Below are 19,615 nucleotides of genomic sequence, written 5' to 3' on the forward strand. Positions count from 1 at the left end.
ATTGAGTAAGATTTGTGTAAGTTGTTTCCGCTTCGTTTCGGGATTGTCTAGCGTGTAATTTATGGACAAAAAAAGAGACTTAACTTTCGTTAAGTCTCTTTCGTGCGGGTGCCAGGACTCGAACCTGGAGCCTTTTGGTTCGTAGCCAAACGCTCTATCCAGTTGGGCTACATCCGCATTTTGTTTTGTTGTCCGCTCTCGCTTTCAACGTGCCCAAATATAGATAAGCACAAAGATTTGTCAAGGGTTCTTGTTTAAAAAACTTGATTTTTTTTTATGAGGCCCAAAATAGGGCTTCTAGAATCCGACGAAACAAGGATGTCCTATTTAAATAGCTATTTTTGGACCAACTTTTTTTCCATGATGGAATCATGAATAAGATTAAACCAATTCTGTTGAAAGTCCTGAATACCCTGAAGGTTACTCTTAAGGGATGGTTCACCGACAAGAAAGTCATCAAGTGGCTTATCATTTTTGAAATTCCGGTGATTGCAGTCATCATTGGTGCTGTTGCAGTGTACAACCACTACGCTCCGGAACTTCCGTCCTTGACTCAGCTGGAACAGATCAACCCCAAGCTGGTGACCAAGATCTACGATATGAACGGCGAAGTGGCTCACGAATACTTCGTGGAACGTCGTGAATGGACTCCCTTCGATTCCATTCCCAAGAACGCCATTCATGCGGTGATGGCTACAGAAGACCGAGTCTTCTACGATCACTGGGGCATGAACGTGTGGGCGATTCCTTCCGCTATCCTTGAAAAGGTGGCCAAGGGTGGTAAGCTCCGCGGTGCGTCTACCTTGACCCAGCAGTTGACCAAGCTCCTGTTCTTGACACCGGAACGTTCCTTGGCTCGTAAGATTAAGGAAATGATGACGGCCATCCGTATTGAACAGACTTATACCAAGGAAGAAATTCTTGAATTCTATATGAATGAAGTTTACCTGTCTGGCGGTAACTACGGTTTCCAGGCGGCTGGTAAGTTCTATTTCGGAAAGCCCCTGGACAGCCTTTCCATTCCGGAATACGCTGTTCTTGCCGGTATGCTCCAGCGTCCTGAAGCTTATCGTCCGGACCGTCATCCCAAGGCTTCCCTGGAACGTCGCAATACCGTGCTTTACGCCATGCGCGATGCTGGCTACATCACTAACGATGAATATCACGAGTATATCAAGACTCCCATCACTCTCGCTCCCAAGCAGATTGAAACCGGTGCAGGCCTTTACTTCTACGAAGAAATTCGTAAGTACATGGAAAAGAAGTATGGTGAAAATTCCCTCTATGCAGATGGCGTCTCCATCAACAGTACCATCGATCCGGAAATCCAGGCCTTTGCCGATAGTGCGGCTCTCGCTCAGGTAACCAAGGTTCGCCGTCGCATCAAGTATCGTTTCACTCGCAAGTTCGGCATGGCCAAGAAGTTCGATATGCCGGAAGATAGCGTGGTGGCTCATTTCGATAGCCTGTTCGCCATCGTCAAGAAGAACTACGAAGAAAAGCGCGGCCGTATGCCGGATAGCCTTGTCTATCACGATGCTGAAATCGCTGCCATCCTGGTGGAAAATGAAACGGGTGCAATTCGCGCCATGGTGGGTGGTTCTGACTGGAACAAGTCTCGCTGGAACCGCGCCGTCCAGTCTCTCCGTCAGACCGGTTCTTCCTTCAAGCCTATCGTTTACTCTACCGCCATTTCTAGCGGTGCAAGCCCTTGTGACTCTGTGAACGACGCTCCCATTACCATTCAGGACCAGGACAAGATCGTGAACGGCAAGGCTGAAAAGCAGATCTGGCGTCCGGCTAACTTCGAACATGACTTCGAAGGCATGATGACTCTCCGTCGCGCTCTTTACAAGTCTAAGAACCTGCCCGCCATTTTGACCGCACAGAAGTATGGTCTTGCAAACGTGGTGAACTACGCCCGTAAGTTCGGTATCCAGAAGGCTCCTCTGACTGCAGTTCCCAGTATGGCTCTGGGTTCCATCGGTGCGACCCTCATGGAAATGACTTGCGCCTACACGGTATTCCCCAACGGCGGTAACCGTCTGGAACCGTACATGATTGAATCCATCGTGGATAAGCACGGTGAAGTGATTGAAAAGAGCTCCAAGGTGGAACACGAAGTTTTGAATCCTGCGGCTGCTTACATCATGATTGATATGCTGAAGGATGTGAACATTCGCGGTACTGCGGCTCGTGTGTACAACGGCGGATTCCATCATCCTAGCGGTGGTAAGACCGGTACTTCCAATGATTACACGGACGCATGGTACATCGGCTTTACCAAGCGCTACACCATGGGTGTTTGGGTCGGTATCGACAATCCCCAGTCCATGGGCCCGGGCCACACTGGTACCGAAGATGCCCTGCCTGTCTGGATTGCTGTCATGAAGGAACTCCACAAGGATCTGCCTAAGGAAAACTTCAAGACCCCCGCAGGTGTGATCGGCAAGGGTATTTGTAATGCTACAGGCAAGGCTGCTGGCGAATTCTGCTCCGAAAAGACTTACTGCCTGTACCTCTCTGGAGCTCCCACTGAAAAGTGCGACGGTAACCATTACGAAGTCCGCACCAAGTCTTCTGACGACGCAACCCTCTTCAGTAACAGGAACGCTACCACCACGGCTCCCAAGGCTGCTGGTGGCAAGAAGTCTGCAAGAAAGATGTTCTAAGCAACAAAGATTTGCATCAGGGCGGCTGTTCAACAACAGTCGCCCTTTTTTTGTACTCGCTTGAATAAAAAAACATCCCGGTTCTTTCGAACCAGGATGTTCCATTAGGAGAAAGTCTAGGTCGCGGGCGTGAACCCGCGAGAAGTTCTGTGAGCATCAAGCGGCTCATCTTAATGAGCCGTGGATGCGAGAGATTGGCTCAGTCGCAGGTTCTTAAATTGCGCTTAGAGCCAATCGGTCTCTTGTTCTTTACATCATGCCGCCCATGCCCATGGAAGGATCCATGGCAGGAGCTGCCGGCTTTGCTTCCTTCTTTTCGGTGATCACGCAGTCGGTGGTCAGGATCATGGAAGCGATGGAGGAAGCGTTCTTGAGGGCGGTACGGGTAACCTTGGCCGGGTCGATAACGCCAGCCTTGATCAGGTCTTCGTAGGTGTCGGTCTTGGCGTTGTAACCGAAGCCGTCCTTGCCTTCCTTAACCTTGTTCACAACGACGGAGCCTTCGCCACCAGCGTTTGCAACGATCTGACGGAGAGGTTCTTCGATAGCGCGCTTGATGATAGCGGCACCAGTCTTCTGGTCGTCGTTGGTGAGCTTGAGGCCGTCAACAGCCTTAGCTGCGCGGATGAGAGCAACGCCACCACCCGGAACGATACCTTCTTCAACAGCAGCGCGGGTAGCGTGCATAGCGTCGTCCACGCGGTCCTTCTTTTCCTTCATTTCGACTTCGGTAGCAGCACCGACCTTGATCACGGCTACGCCGCCAGCGAGCTTTGCGAGGCGTTCCTGGAGCTTTTCACGATCGTAGTCGCTAGTGGTAGCTTCGATCTGCTTCTTGATCTGAGCGATACGGCCCTTGATGGAAGCGGCGTCGCCAGCACCTTCGACGATGGTGGTGTTGTCCTTAGTGATGGTGATGGACTTTGCCTGACCGAGGACGGTAACCGGAGCGTCTTCCAGCTTAGCGCCGGTGTCTTCGGAAACCAGCATACCGCCGGTGAGGATTGCGATGTCTTCGAGCATAGCCTTACGACGGTCGCCGAAGCCCGGAGCCTTAACGGCTGCGACCTTCAGGGTGCCGCGCATCTTGTTCACAACCAGAGTTGCGAGAGCTTCGCCATCAACGTCTTCGGCGATGATGAGGAGGGGCTTGCCCTGCTTTGCGACGAATTCCAGCATGGGGAGGAGGTCCTTCATGGTGGAGATCTTCTTGTCGTAAAGGAGAATATAGGGTGCTTCGAGAGCTGCTTCCATGCTGTCAGTGTTGGTGACGAAGTACGGAGAGAGGTAGCCGCGATCGAACTGCATACCTTCGACGACGTCGAGGATGGTTTCTGCAGTCTTAGATTCTTCGATGGTGATAACGCCGTCGTTACCGACCTTTTCCATAGCGTTGGCCAGGAGGTCGCCGATTTCGGGGTCGTTGTTTGCGGAAATGGTAGCGACCTGGGCGATGTGTTCCTTGCCGTTGATCTTTACAGCCATCTTGCCGATTTCTTCGATGACTGCGTCAACTGCAGCGTCCATACCGCGCTTGATGTCCATGGGATTTGCACCAGCTGCAACGTTCTTGAGGCCTTCGCGAGTGATTGCCTGAGCGAGAACGGTAGCGGTGGTGGTGCCGTCGCCAGCGGTGTCAGAAGTCTTGTTTGCGACTTCCTTGGCCATCTGTGCGCCGAGGTTTTCGTAAGCGTCTTCCAGTTCAACTTCCTTAGCAACGGAAACACCGTCCTTAGTGACGTTGGGAGCACCAAATGCCTTGGCGATCATGACGTTACGACCCTTGGGGCCGAGAGTAACCTTAACTGCGTTAGCCAGCTTGTCCACACCGTTCATGAGGGATTCGCGAGCAGCAACATCAAACTTCAACTGTTTTGCCATTTTTATTAGTCCTTGTTTTTAAATTCTTTTGAATCCGCTTTGATTGCTTCGCTGGATTACAGGGTTGCGAAGATGTCGGATTCCTTAACGATCAGGTAGTTTTCGCCATCAACGGAGATTTCAGTACCGCTGTACTTGCCGTAGAGAACCACGTCGCCAACCTTGACTTCCATAGCGATGGTTTCGCCCTTGTCGGTCTTGCGGCCCGGGCCCACTGCCACGACCTTACCCTGCATCGGCTTTTCCTTTGCGTTATCCGGGATGAAGAGACCGGAGGAGGTCTTCTGTTCGGCTTCGGCCGGCTTTACAACGATTCGATCTGCTAAAGGCTTGATCATTTTTCTTTTCCTTTTTTGCGGCGACCCGAGGGTGCCTTTTGTTTAATTCTTTGACCCGTATTGGATCTTTCTTTGTTTCGCCCTTCTAAAAGCAATATCTATGCCAAAAGTTTTTTTGTCAACTTAAACGTAAAAATTGCCAAAATTTCTAAAAAATCCAAGCTTTTACGGGTGTGCGGGGTTCCATATATATGGAGTGTTTCTCTTTGAAACAAAAAGAGGTGTTTAAAAATGAAACAAAAAAGAGCCGGCGTAAACCGGACTCTTTAAAACTGGATTCCCTTCGGCGAGCTCAGGAAACTTAAGGTTGGTGAGCTTGTCGAACCAATTACTTGATGGTGGTGGTCAGGCGGAATGCCATGCCCACATCGCTCAGAGTTTCTTCGCTGTAGACGCTGAACTGGAGCTTGGACTTACCAACGGTCTTTACGAGAGCCACGGTCCATGCCAATTCGTCGGCATTCGGCTTCTTGGCGTCAACCTGGTCGCGGTCCTTGATGTATTCCAATTCTGCCATGAGGTTGGTGAGGATGCCGAAGGTGGGCAGTTCGAGGCCGACATAGAACGGGTTGAACATCTTGCCAGCCTTGTTCATGTAGCCCAGTTCCTGAGCCTTGTAGTTGTCAACAGAAGTGCTGATGTCTTCGTCAACGGTGTAGATGCAGGCGTATTCACCATAGAGACGGAGGTTGGGCATAAAGGTGTAGCTTGCGTATGCAGCCATGCGGTGGGTGAGGTAGGAGGTGTTCTGCACAACGTCAATCAGGTTGCTGCGGTATGCTACCTTCAGTTCCAGGGGGAAGGTGAACTTCATGTCGTCTTCTACGCGGACGTAACCGGTGTTAGCCTTGTTGTCCTTTGCGGCAACCATGGCGTTCAGCTGGTTCAGACCGTGCTTCCAGCCCAGTTCCACTGCGTTGTGGCTGTAATCGCGCATCCAGAGACCGCGAGCGGCCAGGGACTTGTCGATGTAGGTACCGAAGTTGGTGGACTGAGACCAGTCAGTCTTCCAGCGACCAATCTTCAAGTTCAGATTGTCATTGGCACCCAGGTTCCACTTGTAGTTTACCCAGTAGAGGTCTGCAAGAATCTTGTCGTAGTTCTTTCCTTCGATAACGTTACCGAATTCGGGGCCGAACATACGGATCATAATCAAAGCGTCCAGGCTTTCGCTCTTGTACTGGCCGCCGATGTTGGCGCGGATCCAGCCGGAGCTGAAGTTGTTGTCGTCATCTGCCAGGGACTTGGTCACCTGAGTCTGGACATTGCCCTTGAGGGTCATGTTGTCTGCGACGTCAGCTGCGAATGCTGCAGTGGCGAGACCGAAACCGAGAACGGCTGCTGCGATTTTCTTGAAGTTCATTGTTGCTCCTTGAGTGAATAACCTTTTTAAAATTTTCTTAACGAAATTTAGAATAACCAGCGATTATTTGGAAGACGGAATCATAGTAAAAAACTATTTTTGGACCAAAAATTTTAGGGAGTATTTTATGAAAAAGTTTCTGATCTGCTCTGTTGCCGCTCTGGCGGCCTTTGTTGCCCAGCCCATGGCCAAGGACCTGGCTCCCAACAAGACTCATGCTGTATTGAACATCACTTACACCAACTATGACGACGTTCCTCAGGCTCACAAGAAGCTGACCTTCGTGGGACAGAACAAGGGTAAGCAGATTTCCGTCACTACCGACCAGTATGGTGAAGTGGGTTTCCTTATTCCTCGCGAAGATACTTACACCATCCTCTGCGAAAGCTTGACCGGTCCTTTTGAATGTGGTACCACTCCTTTTGTTTCCAAGACTGCAAGCTCCGGCGGTATTACCGTGGTGTTCGATGACACTCGCGCAGAACTGACCGGCGTTACCTTCAAGGCTGGCAGTGCAGAACTGGTCCCCAGCTCCTTAAACACCTTGGATCAGGCTATCAAGGGGCTGAAGATGAATCCCAAGGCCAAGGTGGAAGTTCAGGGCCACACCAGTTCCGACGGAAGCGATGAACTGAACCAGCGCCTTTCTGAAGATCGTGCAAATTCCGTACGTGATTACATGATCAGCAAGGGCATCAAGGCCGAACGCCTGACCGCTGTGGGTTACGGTCCCAGCCAGCCTAAGGCAGACAACTCCACGGAAGCGGGCCGCAAGGCCAACCGCCGCATTGAGCTGGTGGTTATTTCTGAAGAGTAATATTCAAAATATTTTGAATAAAAGAAGTCGCACATTAGCGCGACTTTTTCTGTTAGTGCGCTTCTAGCTTTGAAACGTCCGTAGAGAACATGGTCCAGAGTCGTTTTGCAAATGGCTCGGACCATTCTTTTTCGGGGGCTACGCGAGTGGTGGTTGCGGCGGTAAAGCCCGAGTAGGTGAGGAACACCAACTCGCCGTATCGTGCGTCCCACAGCGTCCAGAGAATCTTGTAGGTGAATCCGCCGGCCTTGCCTAAGTCCGTATCCATCTTTACGTCCAGCCTGATGGGGATGGACATGTAACGCAGGCCATAGCGGCTGGCGATGTCATTCAGCAGGTTCTTGAAATCCTTGGGGACGTCGCGGGTAAAGGGCTGCTCGATGCCTTCTCGCTCAATCCAGGGGGTAAAATCTTCCAGCTTCTTGCCGTCCGCAAATTTGGACGTGAGGATCTTTACTGCCAAAGTATCGAAGTAGCTGGAGTCTGCATCGGGCAATCTCATGCCGGGAAGCATGAGCTCGCGTTGCATCTTGGGGAACGCCTTCACGAAGAGGGAATCTTCCACTCGGGCCAAGTCAAAGTCCAATGCATCCGCACTATAACTATGGCAGAACTTGCAAGTCTCGGGGCGTTCGGCAGTCACCTTCAATGCCGGGAAGACGCCAACCACGGCGGAGGAATCCATACGGCTGTAAGCGGACTGATTCCATTCCCTGTAGTAGATTTCATCGGTGATTTTTAGCTCGATGTCTCCACGCTTTCCGCATTCTTCGCAGGGCGTATCCATCATTCCGGAATCTCCGCCAGCACCGCCTGCGGAACCACCCCTCATGTCGTTCACGCCGGCGCAAGACGAGAAAATCAGCGCCATAAAAAACGTGGAAACGAATGCAATAAAATTCTTTCTTGTCATGTTATTCCAGCATAATGGTAAAAGGACCATCGTTAGTGAGGCTCACCTGCATGTCGGCACCGAAACGTCCTGTTTCAACGACTGTAACTTCCTTACGGCATTCCCCAATGATGTATTCGTAGAGATCGTTTGCCAAGGTTGGATTGCCCGCCCCGTTAAAAGTAGGACGGTTTCCCTTATTGCAGTTGGCGTAGAGAGTAAACTGGGATACCAGCAGAAGCTCTCCGTTTACGTCCTTGATGGATAGGTTGGTCTTTCCGTTTTCATCGGCGAAAATACGGAGGTTCATCATCTTGCGGATGAGACGGTCTGCCACTTCCTTGGAGTCTTCTTCTCCCACGCCAATGAGGACCATATAGCCTTTCTTAATGGAACCGACGGTTTCTCCCTCAATGTCCACTTGGGCTTTCGTTACTCGCTGAATCAAAAATTTCATGACTTAAATATAGACAAAAGCCCGGTCTTTAAACCGGGCTTTTGAGACTTGTCCAAAGAAGATACTTAGTCTTCCTTCTTCTTGCTGAACTTATTCACCACGTCGGGAATAATATCCATAACCTTGGATGCCAGAGAACTATCCTTGGTAATGGGCATAATGCGAACGTCTTCGCCGTTGATGACCAGGAAGGCTACCGGTTCTACGGATGCGCCACCACCGGAGGCGGAAGTGTCGCCCTTGCTCTGGTGACCGCCAAAGCCGAAGCCCACGGATACGCGGCTTACGGGAATGATGGTTGCTTCACCAGCCTGGATGGGGTTGCCAATAACCGTTTCTGCCTTGGTGATGAAACGGAGTTTTTCCAAAAGAGTTTCTGCGAGTTTTTCAATAGCCATAATTTTAATATAGTTAAAAACGTGCTTCGTAGATGCGGTCGCTTGCAGTAAAGAACTTTCTTTCCATGTCGAACCAGTCCAGATAGCCCCAGATGACCACGATGCGGCCGCCTGCCAGCCTGGATGCCATTCCCCTGGTTTCTGCGCTGGGGGCAAAATAGATGCAGTCGTTCTGCTTGTAGATGCCCTGCGGGTCTACAAGCGTCAGGTTGCTTGCCCATTTGTCGAAGTCTTCCTGTTCCACCACATCCCAGCTTCGAGCCACGTTCCACTGGAGTCCATCGGCCTGATATCCCTGAACCAGAACGGGGAAGGTGGAGGGTACGCCCAGGAAATATCGAGTCTGGATGGAAACCTTACCGGTGACGCGCTTGTCAAAGGGCAGGCTCAGGAACTCCTGGGGGAATCCGCCGCGATATTCCGGGAAGGAACGGACGTAGGCTTCCAGGTCGCTACGTTCGTAACGGCGGAAACTGTCGTGGTTGAAAATGAAAATCTTGGAATCGGCGCGGATGGTCTGTTCGATGTAATCTCCGCGAAGAATGGGGGCGCTTCCCTGGAATCGACCGCTGTTCAAGTAATAATCCAGGGCGTATACATCCCCCTCGAATTCAAGAATCTGCACGCTCAAGGTGTCGCCTACCAGCACAGGGTACTTGTAGTTGATTTCCTTCTTCACATGGGCGATCTTGTTTTCGGAGGAGTCCACCAGAGCAACAACAGGACGGATGCCCTTATAGGAAATATCATTGTAGTTGATGGGGACAATCTGCTCTTCCTTACAACTGCAGAGTAACAGTGCAAAAATGGCGAGGATGGGAAGCAGATTTTTCATACGGGGAAGAATTTAGCTTTTTTAGAACGATTCGTTTTTATTTCTGGATGGCGTACTTGCAATATTCGTAGAGAGGACACTTGGAACAGACCTTGTAATGATCTCTACAGATAAATTCCTTGGTGCCGCTTTCCAAAAAGAATTGGAGTCCGTGGGCGGCTACGTTCGGAGTTTTAGAAGACAGTTCGTGAAAAACGTCCTGGGCCATCTTGTTCTTTTCGTCGGGGGTGAGTTCGGAAAATTTCTCGTACTTGCCGGGACCGAGAATGGAAAGGTAACGTCTTACGCCCATAGACAGCGGGATAGGCGGCATCTTGGGTGAATTCTGGATGGTCAGTCCAAGTCCCAAAGGCGCGGGGGAGATTAGCCTATAGATGGTGGCTGCCGCTTTCGGGCGGGGTTTGCCTTTACCCATAAAGTAGACTTCGCCTAAGTCGCGCCATATTTCCTCGGCGGTTCGTTCTGTGGCCCATTGGGGCAAGTCCCGCCCATCCTTCTGGTGGTGCCGAACGAAACTGCCTACGCTCCAGAATATGCCGGGAAGATGTTCCCGAAGGCTCCAGGACGTGCCTTGCAGTATCTGGTCTGCAACCGCAAGAATATCCTCTTCCTTCGGGACGGGTAAGGTCCATAATTTCTCTTCCGGGAAGGCGTTGTAGAGGGCGCCCATTAGCTTCATGACATCTGTATAGCTGATGCCTTGAAAGAGGGTGCTACCTAAAATAGTCCAGGCGATTTTGGCCTGGACAGATTTTGCCTTTCCGGATATGAAAATGATGGGATCCGTCACTTCTGCAAAAGACTGGACGAAGTCCTGGGTGGCCTTGAAAAGGGCTGCCTCGCTCTGGGCGAATCTTTTGACAGAAATCATGAAACGGTTTTTTGGATACTAGACGAAAGGATTAGAGGGCTTCGCCCACCTTGACGGCCTGGCCCACGCGGTTCTTGAACAGTTCCGGATTGCGTTCGCGGATCTTCTTGTCCACAACGAGAATCACGGTGCTGCCCATTTCGAAGCGTCCCAGTTCACCACCCTTCTCGATTTCAATCTTCTTCTTGGGAGTCCAGTCGTGACGCTTCTTGTTGCGGGGGAGCTTGCCGGCGTTGACCAGCAGGTTCTTGGAGTATGAAACGCCAATGCGACCCACGTTGGTGGCGCCCACCTTTACGACTAGCATTTCGGAACCGTCTTCCAGGCGCAGGTGGCTGGTGAGGCGTTCGTTAATGCTGAAGAGACCTTCCACACGTTCCACACTGCCTACGTTTACCGGCCAAAGGGTTCCGGGGCAGTAGCTGGCGCCAATGACTTCGGCCTTGGCGGGGCAGTGGATGCGGTGGTAGTTGAACGGCGCAAGATAGATGGTTGCAAAAGCGCCACCTTCAAACTTCTTGGCAAGTTCAGCATCGCGGAGCAGGGACTTCAGGGTGTAGGTCTTGCCCTTGGCCTGGATCAGAGTAGGCTTGTCGTCAAAAACTGCAGTCTGGGACAGTACGCCATCTACGGGGCTTACAATTTCCGTGTCTGCAATGGGACGTGCGCCCGGCTTCAGATGGCGGATGAAAAGTTCACCGATGTTGGCGTAATGTTCCAGCGGGTATTCCGCTTCGTCCATATTCAGCTTGTAGTAGCTGCAGAAAAGGTCGCGGGCCTTTGCACTGATGAAAGGAATGCGAAGGCGGGTAAGTGCGCCAAATGCGCGGCTAGCTGCGTTCTTGGGCAGCAACTTCATAAAGACGTAAAAAGCGGTATTCATATTGCTAAAGTTAGAAAACTAGAAACGGAGATTCATCTTACGCAGCATTCGCTGTGCCGCGCTGGTTGCCTTTTTCATACCGAAAAGAACACAGTCGTCGGAGGATTCCACATACTGGAGGAACATTCCGCTATCTGCGATCCTTTCGTTATCAATGTTTTCGGTTGTGCAGGTCTTTTCGGATACCTGCTCAATGTGAATTTTCGTTTTGCAGGTGATATCACGAACGGAAATGGTGATTCCCAAATTCGGGAAAGTGGGGTCGGTCTTGAAGGTCATATCGACGCCGTTAGCGCTGAGTACCATCTTGTTGCACTGCTGGGACTTGATGGTTACGCCCGCTTCTTGCATGTCGGTGTCTTCGAGCATTGCGTTGGCGTATAGCTTAGCCAGGCAGACGTTTTCGGAGTTGATATAGATGTCGAACTTGTTCTTGTCGATATCTAGGTACATCTTGTAGCCCGCTTCGGCAAAGTCAATGCCGCTTTCATCATCGCCAAGCATATCTGCAGTATCCATGTTCCAGACACCGATGATAGAAGGATTGTTTCCTGTAGCCTGGAAGTCGGAATCGTCGTCAATCATCAGCTTTCCGTTGCTGATTGTGTAGGGTGTAGGACCGGATGCCGTTGTGGTAAGGACCGCCTTTCCTAGGTTCTTGGCGCAAAGGGGTAATGCCATGTCGATAGTCTGGTTGGCTTCGTCGATGGTGACGTTCCTTGCGCTCATGAACTTGTTGCCCAGGTTAGAGGAAGTTGCGCTGGTTGTATCTTCGCAAGCGGAAAAAATAAGTGCTGCGCCTGCAAGTGCGATTAGCTTTTTCATGTGGATGACCTCCTAATAATGAATCCATTTTTCTTGGGAATAATAATAAAATCCCGATGCCGTAGCACCGGGATTTTTAAATGCTAGGAGCGCCGCGGATTAACCTTCAGATATTGGACTTTCGCTTCGCTCAAGTCCAAATTTTGGTTTAACCCAAAATTTTCTTTTCGTAGTCGCCCATGCAGTCAACGAGAGCCTGGACGCCTTCGATCGGCATTGCGTTGTAGATGGAAGCGCGGAAGCCGCCAACAGAACGGTGACCCTTGATCTGGACCAGACCCTTGGACTTTGCGAATTCGATGAAGTCCTTAGCCAGTTCTGCATCCTTTTCTTCGGAAACAACTTCGCGGTTGAAGACGAACGGAACGTTCATGAGAGAACGGTCTTCCTTAGCAGCGGTACCGACGAACACCTTGGAGTTGTCGATGGCGCTGTACAGGAGAGCTGCCTTTTCGCGGTTGATCTTTTCGATAGCGTCAACACCGCCGATCTGCTTGAGCCAGTTGAGGGTGCGGTTCATGGTGTAGACTGCGAATACAGGAGGAGTGTTGAACATGGAGTTCACGCCGGTCTTTTCGTCCAGGTGAGTCTTGAAGTTCAGCATGGTGGGGATCTGACGATCAACCTTGCCCAGCAAGTCCTTACGGATGATGGAGACGGTAACGCCTGCGCAGGAGATGTTCTTCTGAGCGCCGCCGTAGATCACGCCGAAGTCTTCAACGTTAACCTTGCGAGCCAGGAAGTCAGAGCTCATGTCTGCCATGAGGAAGCCGGACTTGGGCTTGGGGAAGTTGTGCCATTCGGTACCGTAAATGGTGTTGTTTGCGGTAACGTGGAGGTATGCAGCGTTGTCGCTGAGGTTCAAATTCTTGTCGATGTGGTTGTAAACGTCGGCCTTGGTAGAGCAAGCAACGTTAACGTTACCGAACTGCTTTGCTTCCTTGAGAGCCTTGTTTGCCCATACGCCAGTGTCGGTGTAGTCGGCAACGCCGTCAGCCGGGAGGAAGTTCATCGGCATCATGCAGAACAGCAGGGAGCAGCCACCGCCGAGGAAAATGATGTCGTAGTTAGCAGGAATGCCCATGAGGTCACGGAGCAACTGTTCGGTTTCCAGGAACATGTTTTCGATGGGCTTTGAACGGTGACTCATGGAGAGAATACTGATGCCAGAGTTTGCATAGTCGATGCATGCTTCAGAAGCTTCCTTGAGTGCTTGTTCGGGCAGGACAGAGGGGCCTGCGCTAAAGTTATAGACCTTATTAGCCATGATTATGTTCCTTATTTGGGGGTTAAAACCTAATGGTTTTTTGACGGGGGTAAATTTAGCAAAAGCTGGAGTTTTGGAAAGCTATTTTTACATGTTTTATGAAAAATCTTTCCCATAGTTTTAGTCAATAAAAAAAAGCCCCGCCTAAGCGGGACCTTAAACTTTATACGCCAAGGGCTTCAATTGCAGCCTTGTACTTTTTCAGTCTAAACTGCGTTTTAAGCTCGCGACGTTCCTGTCTACGGATGTACTTTTCTTCAAGTAAAACGTTGAGGATTGCGGACTTAGCCTTCGCTGCCACAGGATTTTCCTTGAGAGTTTCCACAAAACGGACGAAGTCCTTTTCGCGAGATTCGTAGGTGGCTTCTTCGGCGGGAACGCCCTGTGCCATCAGCTTGCAGCTATATTCGTCGATCCAGCTCTGGTTCTTGTGGTAGGTCATCTTTTCGATGAGGTCTACCGTTTCTGCCGGAACGCCCAAGGCCACAATTTCGTCTGCGGTCTTCTTGGTTGCGCCTGTGGTCAGGTCCTGCAGGATTGCAAGAGTCTGTACTTCTTCGGTTTCGCCCTTGTTCTTAAGATAATCAGCAACATTCTGGAGAAAATCGATATACGGTTCGCCAGCCTTGTCCTGTTGACCATTGTGAACGTTGGCGGCAATCTTGTAAGCGTCTGCGAAAGAGAGCATTTTATAATCCTTAGGTTAAAACTTGGGTGCCCCTGGCACTTGACTCCAATATATATAAAACGAAGGAGATGGGGTATTGTATTTTAACCAAATAAGTCCAAATTGGATGAAATGGGCTATGCTATGAAATTTTTACCTAAAATGGCGGAAACGTTACGCATAATCCCTTCAGCAACATCGGGTTTATTCATGGAATAGACGTGGACGTTGGTAATGCCGTTGGCGTAAAGGTCAATAATCTGATCGCTGGCGTAGATGATACCGGCCTGCTTCATTGCCTCGGGATCGCTACCGAACTTGTCCACCAGGGACTTGAAACGCTGGGGCATAAAGGATCCGGAAAGCTTGATGGCGCGTTCCACCTGGTTAGCGTTGGTAATGGGCATGATACCGGGGAGCACTGGACAGGTGACGCCAGCTTCGCGGAGCTTGTACAGGAAGTTGAAGAACAGGTTGTTGTCGAAGACCATCTGGGTGGTGAGGAAGTCTGCACCGGCTTCCACCTTTTCCTTCAGGTGCTGGATGTCTTCTCGCTGGTTGGGGCTTTCTGGGTGCTTCTCGGGGTAGCAGGCGGCGCCAATGCAGAAGTCTGCACCGCTGGCCTTCAGGTCGTGGATCAGTTCCACGGCGTGGTGATAGTCGCAGTCCGAACGGCCGTTGGCAATCAGCTCGGGGGTCAGGTCGCCGCGAAGTGCCATCACGTTGGTAATGCCTGCGTCCTTCATGTCCTGGATGCGAGCCTGGACGGTTTCCTTGCTACTGGAGACGCAGGTCAGATGTGCCAGCATGGGAACGCCGAACTTCTTCTTGATATTCTTTGCAATCTGCAAGGTATACTGGCTTACACCGCCACCGGCGCCATAAGTAACGCTCATGAATGCGGGACCAAGGGCTGCAATGGATTCGGTTGCGGCCTGCACGCTGTCGAAGCTGGTTTCTTTTTTCGGGGGGAACACCTCGAAGGAGAGGCTCATCTTATCTTGCTTGAGAATATCAATAATTTTCATGGTGCGTAAAATAGGAAAAATTTATAGGAAATAGAATAGATTATTTTCATATGACTAGAGATAGGCAAAATCTATAACTAATATGGGGATTTCGAGGCGGGATTCTGCTACGCTTCGCGTAGCAGCTTTTGCTTTCGCTCGGTCATGGGCAAGCGAGCTTGCCCGCGACTCTCGCTCTGGCAAAAGTCGAACCGGCGGCTTCTTTCGTGCCATGAGTATGAAAAAAGACCACCCTGATGGGTGGTCCTTTTCATACTCGAGGCGGGATTCGAACCCACGACCCTCTGCTTAGAAGGCAGATGCTCTATCCAACTGAGCTACTCGAGCATTTACCCCTTCAAGGGGTGAGGCATATATAGCAATTTATTTGGATTTTTTCAACCGAGGGCTACAGAAGGAAGTTCTTCATGGCGCTGGCTATGATGAACAGGGGGAAGGAGAAGGCTAGAGCCAGGAGGGGGAGCAGCACGAGAAAGCGTACGTATTGATTCTGTTCAATGCGTTTCTGTTCTCGATCGATCCTGGCGATCATCAGCTTGGTGATGCGGATCTGTCTTGAGATAATCCTTCTCTTTCGTTCATCCATGAGGGTACTACCTGCGGATTATTTTCTAAGCATCTTGTTGAGGGTTGCGCGCATGTGGTTCATGTTGGCTTCGTTTACCGTTTCGTAACGGTAGAAGGTGCCGTCCTTGTTCACCAGGTATACAACGGGGATGTAGCCGGTGCCATATACAGGTGCGAACTTGTAGTCTGCATCCTGGAATACGGGAATGACCACTTTGTACGTGTCGATGAAAGATCTGATATCGTTCTTCTTGATGCCGCCGCCGAGGCCGATGGCGATACCTGTCAGGCCGTCCTTTTCGTATTCCTTCATCAGGTCCTGAATTTCAGGCATATGGCGCTGGCAGTGGGGGCACTTGGGGCTGAAGTAATAGATCAGCAGGGGTCTGTTGGAAAAATGGCTGAACAGAATGCCCGGATCGCTAATGCCTGTGAGGGGCTTGGAAAAGTCCATCTTCATAGGCTGGTTGGTGGTGGAATCCTGCATAAGGTTCACGTTGGCCATTGGCGGTTCGGGAGAAAGCTGTGCGTTTGAGACGCCTGCTGCAAGTGCAAAAAATGCGGTAAAAGTAAACAATTTCGTAAAAATACGCATGGTATCAAATTTTCCTTGGTAAGACCCATATCTCTTATTTTTCACATAAAATATGAAAAATTGGGGAAAATGTTGCACCAGAAACCTCGTTTTGTAAAAAAAAGATTGGTAAAGGGGGTGAAATGTTCTACAAATCACACTTTCGGGGCGATATAATAGTTTGGAGGCCGTATGGCAAAAAGAGCTTGTGATGTGATTTCGTTTGGAGGGCTAGGGAACCTGCGTAGAAAGGTTTCTCTGCGACTGGATTGTCTTGAGCCGAAGTCCAAGCCCTCTGTGAAGAAACTTTTCGGATTTATGGATCTCATGAAACGTTTTTCTCTGGATGACTTGCGTTCCGTCTGGGGTGGTTTCCTGAAGGGGGAGGAACTTCTGCTTCCTTGTAATCAACTGACGGTTCGTACATACGGAAGCGTGGTTCCCGATAGGGCGGCGGCGGATCGACTGGCAAAGAGTATCACCTCCGAGGGAAACCCCTATTTGAAATTGTCCGACAAACTGGATAACGCCATCAAGATCGAGCGTTCCTTTGTGGAGGATTCGGTCCGGGTTTCGTACTTCAGGATGGATAAGGAGGATCATCTGGATCGGGCTAGAGTCCTGATGAAGGTTGATTTTGCCGTGAAGGTGAAATTGAAGGAACCCATCAGGGCTGTGGGCGAAGAATTGCTGAGGTATCCACGCAGTGTAGAAAACGCCGCCTATTTTTACCCGATGGTGAAGGCGTGCTTTGAAAATCCTTCGGCGGTAACCTACGATAGGGACCATGGCTATTTTGCGGCTCCGTGCGCAACGGATGAGGCTGGCAATTGGCGCTTCGCCCTGGACTTGAAATTGGGACCGTCCTCATTGAAGGTATTGAAGGCGATTCGTCATGACTTGTATACCTTTGGTTCCCTTTGGAAGGAGCTAGAAAGTGATGGAAAGGAGCATGGCTTCTTTAAAACAGTGAATGTTCTCGGTACGGGGATGGCTCCCTTTGCTGACTTTAGGCGTAGTTCCCTGAACAAGCCTGTGGTGGCGGAGGACTTGCGAGAAGCCGTTGAATTCTTGAAAATTTTTCCGGAAAAGGTGGGTAGCGGAATCGATGACAAATACTCCATAAATTATCTGGTTCATGGAGGATTGCAGATTTATTTTCATGGCCGTAATGAGGAAATCCGGAAATATGTGAGGGAACTTTCTGCTGGGACGTTGGAACAGGTGCAAAGTTTGCTTGCCTTGCATGAGTCTGCAGTGAGTTACGACAGAAATCGCAGGGAATGGGATGAACTGACGGACAACTTGTCTCTGGAGGAATGCCTCGGTGCTGAATTCTCCCCTTATGACAAGTATCTGGCTGCTTATTGGATTGAAAAAATCAAAAACGATCCGCTTGTATTCACGGATCATTCTTGCAAATGCATTAGGAACTATGCCCAGTGCCTGGTTTCTGGAGTTCCTTACGGAAGTTAGAGCGTATAGAGAGTGCTCGTCTGCTATAGAGAGAGAGCTGTGGTAATGGAGTAATGGATGTCGCCCTTACGAGCCCCATTCAGCGGGACGCTTACGTCCACCCGGTTGATTAGTCGGCTGATGGACTTGGTCTGTGCAAAACGAGCGCCAATACCGAGAACGTAAATCAGATCCTTGCGGTTGATGTCATCAAAGTCCCAGGCGGTTTCGCCAACACTGGCAAAGGCTGCAAACACTGGCATGAAGGTTGCCAGTTCAAAGTTGGGGAACCAGCGCTGTTCCAGGGAACCGTAGACACGAGCCTGTCCCGTATAGTAGCTTATGGGGAAGCCGGTAAATCCATCGGCGCCGCCCAAAGAAAGTTGCACACCATATGGGGTGTTCTCGTAGAAGTCAACGACTCCCATGAGAACGGTGGAAAGTGCGTTGGTGGGATGGAAAATGTACTCGCCGTTCAACTTGCCGTAAAAGTCGTGCTGGTTGCCGTGATCCAGATAGAAGCGAGCATTGGATTGCAAGGTTAAGTGATGCATGCCTGTTCCCAGATACATGTCTCCCCAGAGGTCCATACGGATATCATTGTTGTTGGCGGCCAGCTGTTCGTAGTTTTTGGAAAGCTGGAACTTTAGGCTGTAGCCTTTCTGGATGTCTTCCGTCCATTTTACGTTATGGAAGTTCTTGATTTTTTCGTAACGGTAGTTGTTGATCATCAGGTAGAAACCGAGGCGGGAATCCTTGACGTCGGGAAGCCATTCATTCCAGGCTGTTGCGGAGTCTAGAGCGTAAGTTTGGTCCGCATCCCTAAAGATATAGCGGAACATCTTGCCGTCTACAGCTGTGGAACGCTTGTAGTCGTAAGTGGCGCCCAGATAAAGCTTGCGGTGTACGCCCCCGAAGGAGCGTGCTAGACGGAAACTAAGGGAGTCGTTTCTAAAGTCCTCCACCTTCATCAACTCGACGGTTTTCTTGCCGTTATAACGGGGCAGACTCTTTAGGTACAAATTTCGTACAGAATCGGATGACGCTGTAATGGGGTAAGGAGTTGCTCCTTCAGGCATATCCCCACTCCCATAGACGTGGTAGAAACTCTGGCTCTTGAGTCCTGCAATTGTATATGCCCATTGATTCTTGCTTCGACTAAGGAAGGGCATGTTCATGACGCCGCTAATGAGGTAACCGTCTGTATTGTAGCTACCTAGCAGGTCAAGCTGGTTATAACGGAACAGAAAGTGAGGAGCCCCATATTCCAGTTGGTACATGTCTCGCAGTTCTTCGTGACCGTAGTAGAATCCAAGCTTATGCCCTAGACCGAGAAAATTGCTTTCCTGAACGCCTATGCCATAAGTCCATTCGTCTCCAGGATGGCCTAGGCCTACGAGGGGGGATAAGGTCCAGTTGTCGCTGGTCTTGACTTTCGCAATGTTTTTTCCATTTTCATTCGAAATGGTAATGCTTGCGTCGGAAAGATACTTCTGGGTACGAAGGAATCGTTCCGCTTCAATAATCTTCAAACTGTCGACAGTATCGCCCGGATCGAAGAGCAAAAGCTTTCGTACGGTGGATTCCGTAGTTTGAATATGGAGTATGTTCAGGATGTCGTAAACCCACTTGTCATACTTGGTATGATATTTGGAATCGTCGAAGGCGTCGCCAATATCAAACTGAATTTCGTCAATCTGAACACCACTGGTGCTCTTTTCTGCTACAGAAGAGGAATCTCCCTGGGCAAGGGAGAAAGCCGCGAAAGTCAAAAGTATTGCAAGTGGTAAAATGCGCATAGAAAATCCTAACTCGTCCCCGCAAT

19 protein-coding genes and 2 tRNA genes are annotated in these 19,615 nt (G+C 50.3%); 3 read left to right on the plus strand and 18 right to left on the minus strand.

Features of this window, described 5'->3' with window-relative positions:
* Positions 1-103 precede the first annotated feature (103 nt).
* Positions 104-177: transfer RNA gene (locus BUB59_RS11860), tRNA-Arg, on the minus strand.
* A 194-nt stretch (positions 178-371) separates the two neighbouring features.
* Between BUB59_RS11860 and BUB59_RS11865 the strand changes: the two genes are divergently transcribed.
* On the plus strand, positions 372-2,672 hold the full coding sequence (locus tag BUB59_RS11865) for a penicillin-binding protein 1A (protein WP_083540313.1): 2,301 nt from the start codon (positions 372-374) through the stop codon (positions 2,670-2,672).
* A gap of 249 nt (positions 2,673-2,921) precedes the next feature.
* On the opposite strand, the gene groL is transcribed toward BUB59_RS11865, so the two are convergent.
* The 3 genes from groL to BUB59_RS11880 form a co-directional block, all read right to left on the minus strand.
* Positions 2,922-4,553 (minus strand): chaperonin GroEL, encoded by a 1,632-nt coding sequence (groL, locus tag BUB59_RS11870; RefSeq protein ID WP_073230235.1) that lies wholly within the window; start codon positions 4,551-4,553, stop codon positions 2,922-2,924.
* Positions 4,554-4,609: 56 nt separating this feature from the next.
* Positions 4,610-4,891, minus strand: a complete 282-nt coding sequence (gene groES / locus BUB59_RS11875) for a co-chaperone GroES (RefSeq protein ID WP_073230236.1) — start codon at positions 4,889-4,891, stop codon at positions 4,610-4,612.
* Positions 4,892-5,219: 328 nt separating this feature from the next.
* Positions 5,220-6,254, minus strand: a complete 1,035-nt coding sequence (locus BUB59_RS11880; protein ID WP_073230237.1) for a hypothetical protein — start codon at positions 6,252-6,254, stop codon at positions 5,220-5,222.
* A gap of 127 nt (positions 6,255-6,381) precedes the next feature.
* Between BUB59_RS11880 and BUB59_RS11885 the strand changes: the two genes are divergently transcribed.
* Positions 6,382-7,071, plus strand: coding sequence for an OmpA family protein (locus BUB59_RS11885; RefSeq protein WP_073230238.1), 690 nt, complete (start codon positions 6,382-6,384; stop codon positions 7,069-7,071).
* Positions 7,072-7,123: 52 nt separating this feature from the next.
* On the opposite strand, the gene BUB59_RS11890 is transcribed toward BUB59_RS11885, so the two are convergent.
* From BUB59_RS11890 to BUB59_RS11950, 13 genes are all read right to left on the minus strand, one after another.
* Positions 7,124-7,984, minus strand: a complete 861-nt coding sequence (locus BUB59_RS11890; protein ID WP_073230239.1) for a hypothetical protein — start codon at positions 7,982-7,984, stop codon at positions 7,124-7,126.
* 1 nt (position 7,985) lies between these two features.
* Positions 7,986-8,420 (minus strand): D-aminoacyl-tRNA deacylase, encoded by a 435-nt coding sequence (dtd, locus tag BUB59_RS11895; protein WP_073230240.1) that lies wholly within the window; start codon positions 8,418-8,420, stop codon positions 7,986-7,988.
* Between the two features lie 65 nt (positions 8,421-8,485).
* Entirely contained in the window at positions 8,486-8,818 is a 333-nt protein-coding gene (locus BUB59_RS11900) for a GerW family sporulation protein (protein ID WP_073230241.1), read from the minus strand.
* A 13-nt stretch (positions 8,819-8,831) separates the two neighbouring features.
* Entirely contained in the window at positions 8,832-9,653 is an 822-nt protein-coding gene (locus tag BUB59_RS11905; RefSeq protein WP_073230242.1) for a hypothetical protein, read from the minus strand.
* A gap of 37 nt (positions 9,654-9,690) precedes the next feature.
* On the minus strand, positions 9,691-10,524 hold the full coding sequence (locus tag BUB59_RS11910; protein WP_073230243.1) for a hypothetical protein: 834 nt from the start codon (positions 10,522-10,524) through the stop codon (positions 9,691-9,693).
* A 31-nt stretch (positions 10,525-10,555) separates the two neighbouring features.
* Positions 10,556-11,407 (minus strand): archaetidylserine decarboxylase, encoded by an 852-nt coding sequence (asd, locus tag BUB59_RS11915; protein WP_073230244.1) that lies wholly within the window; start codon positions 11,405-11,407, stop codon positions 10,556-10,558.
* An 18-nt stretch (positions 11,408-11,425) separates the two neighbouring features.
* Entirely contained in the window at positions 11,426-12,232 is an 807-nt protein-coding gene (locus tag BUB59_RS11920) for a hypothetical protein (protein WP_073230245.1), read from the minus strand.
* Between the two features lie 148 nt (positions 12,233-12,380).
* Positions 12,381-13,499: a 3-phosphoserine/phosphohydroxythreonine transaminase gene (gene serC / locus BUB59_RS11925; RefSeq protein ID WP_073230246.1), complete on the minus strand. Its 1,119-nt coding sequence runs from the start codon at positions 13,497-13,499 to the stop codon at positions 12,381-12,383.
* Positions 13,500-13,662: 163 nt separating this feature from the next.
* Positions 13,663-14,187, minus strand: coding sequence for a hypothetical protein (locus BUB59_RS11930; RefSeq protein ID WP_073230247.1), 525 nt, complete (start codon positions 14,185-14,187; stop codon positions 13,663-13,665).
* A gap of 116 nt (positions 14,188-14,303) precedes the next feature.
* Positions 14,304-15,194 carry a methylenetetrahydrofolate reductase [NAD(P)H] gene (gene metF / locus BUB59_RS11935; protein WP_073230249.1) on the minus strand — a complete coding sequence of 297 codons (891 nt, stop codon included), beginning with the start codon at positions 15,192-15,194 and terminating at the stop codon, positions 14,304-14,306.
* Between the two features lie 253 nt (positions 15,195-15,447).
* Positions 15,448-15,521, minus strand: a tRNA-Arg gene (locus BUB59_RS11940).
* Positions 15,522-15,582: 61 nt separating this feature from the next.
* Positions 15,583-15,780: a hypothetical protein gene (locus BUB59_RS11945; protein ID WP_073230251.1), complete on the minus strand. Its 198-nt coding sequence runs from the start codon at positions 15,778-15,780 to the stop codon at positions 15,583-15,585.
* An 18-nt stretch (positions 15,781-15,798) separates the two neighbouring features.
* Complete coding sequence (locus BUB59_RS11950) at positions 15,799-16,356, minus strand: TlpA family protein disulfide reductase (RefSeq protein ID WP_234980042.1); 558 nt, start codon at positions 16,354-16,356, stop codon at positions 15,799-15,801.
* A gap of 171 nt (positions 16,357-16,527) precedes the next feature.
* On the opposite strand from BUB59_RS11950, the gene BUB59_RS11955 reads away from it, so the two are divergent.
* On the plus strand, positions 16,528-17,811 hold the full coding sequence (locus BUB59_RS11955) for a hypothetical protein (protein ID WP_143160372.1): 1,284 nt from the start codon (positions 16,528-16,530) through the stop codon (positions 17,809-17,811).
* A gap of 23 nt (positions 17,812-17,834) precedes the next feature.
* Here BUB59_RS11955 and BUB59_RS11960 read toward each other — a convergent pair whose 3' ends face one another.
* A complete protein-coding gene (locus BUB59_RS11960; RefSeq protein WP_073230255.1) occupies positions 17,835-19,589 on the minus strand; it encodes a BamA/TamA family outer membrane protein in 1,755 nt (584 codons plus the stop codon).
* Positions 19,590-19,615: the final 26 nt, after the last annotated feature.

This window comes from Fibrobacter sp. UWEL, from assembly GCF_900142535.1.
Taxonomy (GTDB): Bacteria; Fibrobacterota; Fibrobacteria; order Fibrobacterales; family Fibrobacteraceae; genus Fibrobacter.

Excerpts from the sequence above, each read along its gene's own strand:
- BUB59_RS11865 (WP_083540313.1), top strand. The coding sequence starts at position 372 with ATGAATAAGATTAAACCAATTCTGTTGAAAGTCCTGAATACCCTGAAG.
- groL (WP_073230235.1), bottom strand. The coding sequence starts at position 4,553 with ATGGCAAAACAGTTGAAGTTTGATGTTGCTGCTCGCGAATCCCTCATG.
- groES (WP_073230236.1), bottom strand. The coding sequence starts at position 4,891 with ATGATCAAGCCTTTAGCAGATCGAATCGTTGTAAAGCCGGCCGAAGCC.
- BUB59_RS11880 (WP_073230237.1), bottom strand. The coding sequence starts at position 6,254 with ATGAACTTCAAGAAAATCGCAGCAGCCGTTCTCGGTTTCGGTCTCGCC.
- BUB59_RS11885 (WP_073230238.1), top strand. The coding sequence starts at position 6,382 with ATGAAAAAGTTTCTGATCTGCTCTGTTGCCGCTCTGGCGGCCTTTGTT.
- BUB59_RS11890 (WP_073230239.1), bottom strand. The coding sequence starts at position 7,984 with ATGACAAGAAAGAATTTTATTGCATTCGTTTCCACGTTTTTTATGGCG.
- dtd (WP_073230240.1), bottom strand. The coding sequence starts at position 8,420 with ATGAAATTTTTGATTCAGCGAGTAACGAAAGCCCAAGTGGACATTGAG.
- BUB59_RS11900 (WP_073230241.1), bottom strand. The coding sequence starts at position 8,818 with ATGGCTATTGAAAAACTCGCAGAAACTCTTTTGGAAAAACTCCGTTTC.
- BUB59_RS11905 (WP_073230242.1), bottom strand. The coding sequence starts at position 9,653 with ATGAAAAATCTGCTTCCCATCCTCGCCATTTTTGCACTGTTACTCTGC.
- BUB59_RS11910 (WP_073230243.1), bottom strand. The coding sequence starts at position 10,524 with ATGATTTCTGTCAAAAGATTCGCCCAGAGCGAGGCAGCCCTTTTCAAG.
- asd (WP_073230244.1), bottom strand. The coding sequence starts at position 11,407 with ATGAATACCGCTTTTTACGTCTTTATGAAGTTGCTGCCCAAGAACGCA.
- BUB59_RS11920 (WP_073230245.1), bottom strand. The coding sequence starts at position 12,232 with ATGAAAAAGCTAATCGCACTTGCAGGCGCAGCACTTATTTTTTCCGCT.
- serC (WP_073230246.1), bottom strand. The coding sequence starts at position 13,499 with ATGGCTAATAAGGTCTATAACTTTAGCGCAGGCCCCTCTGTCCTGCCC.
- BUB59_RS11930 (WP_073230247.1), bottom strand. The coding sequence starts at position 14,187 with ATGCTCTCTTTCGCAGACGCTTACAAGATTGCCGCCAACGTTCACAAT.
- metF (WP_073230249.1), bottom strand. The coding sequence starts at position 15,194 with ATGAAAATTATTGATATTCTCAAGCAAGATAAGATGAGCCTCTCCTTC.
- BUB59_RS11945 (WP_073230251.1), bottom strand. The coding sequence starts at position 15,780 with ATGGATGAACGAAAGAGAAGGATTATCTCAAGACAGATCCGCATCACC.
- BUB59_RS11950 (WP_234980042.1), bottom strand. The coding sequence starts at position 16,356 with ATGCGTATTTTTACGAAATTGTTTACTTTTACCGCATTTTTTGCACTT.
- BUB59_RS11955 (WP_143160372.1), top strand. The coding sequence starts at position 16,528 with ATGGCAAAAAGAGCTTGTGATGTGATTTCGTTTGGAGGGCTAGGGAAC.
- BUB59_RS11960 (WP_073230255.1), bottom strand. The coding sequence starts at position 19,589 with ATGCGCATTTTACCACTTGCAATACTTTTGACTTTCGCGGCTTTCTCC.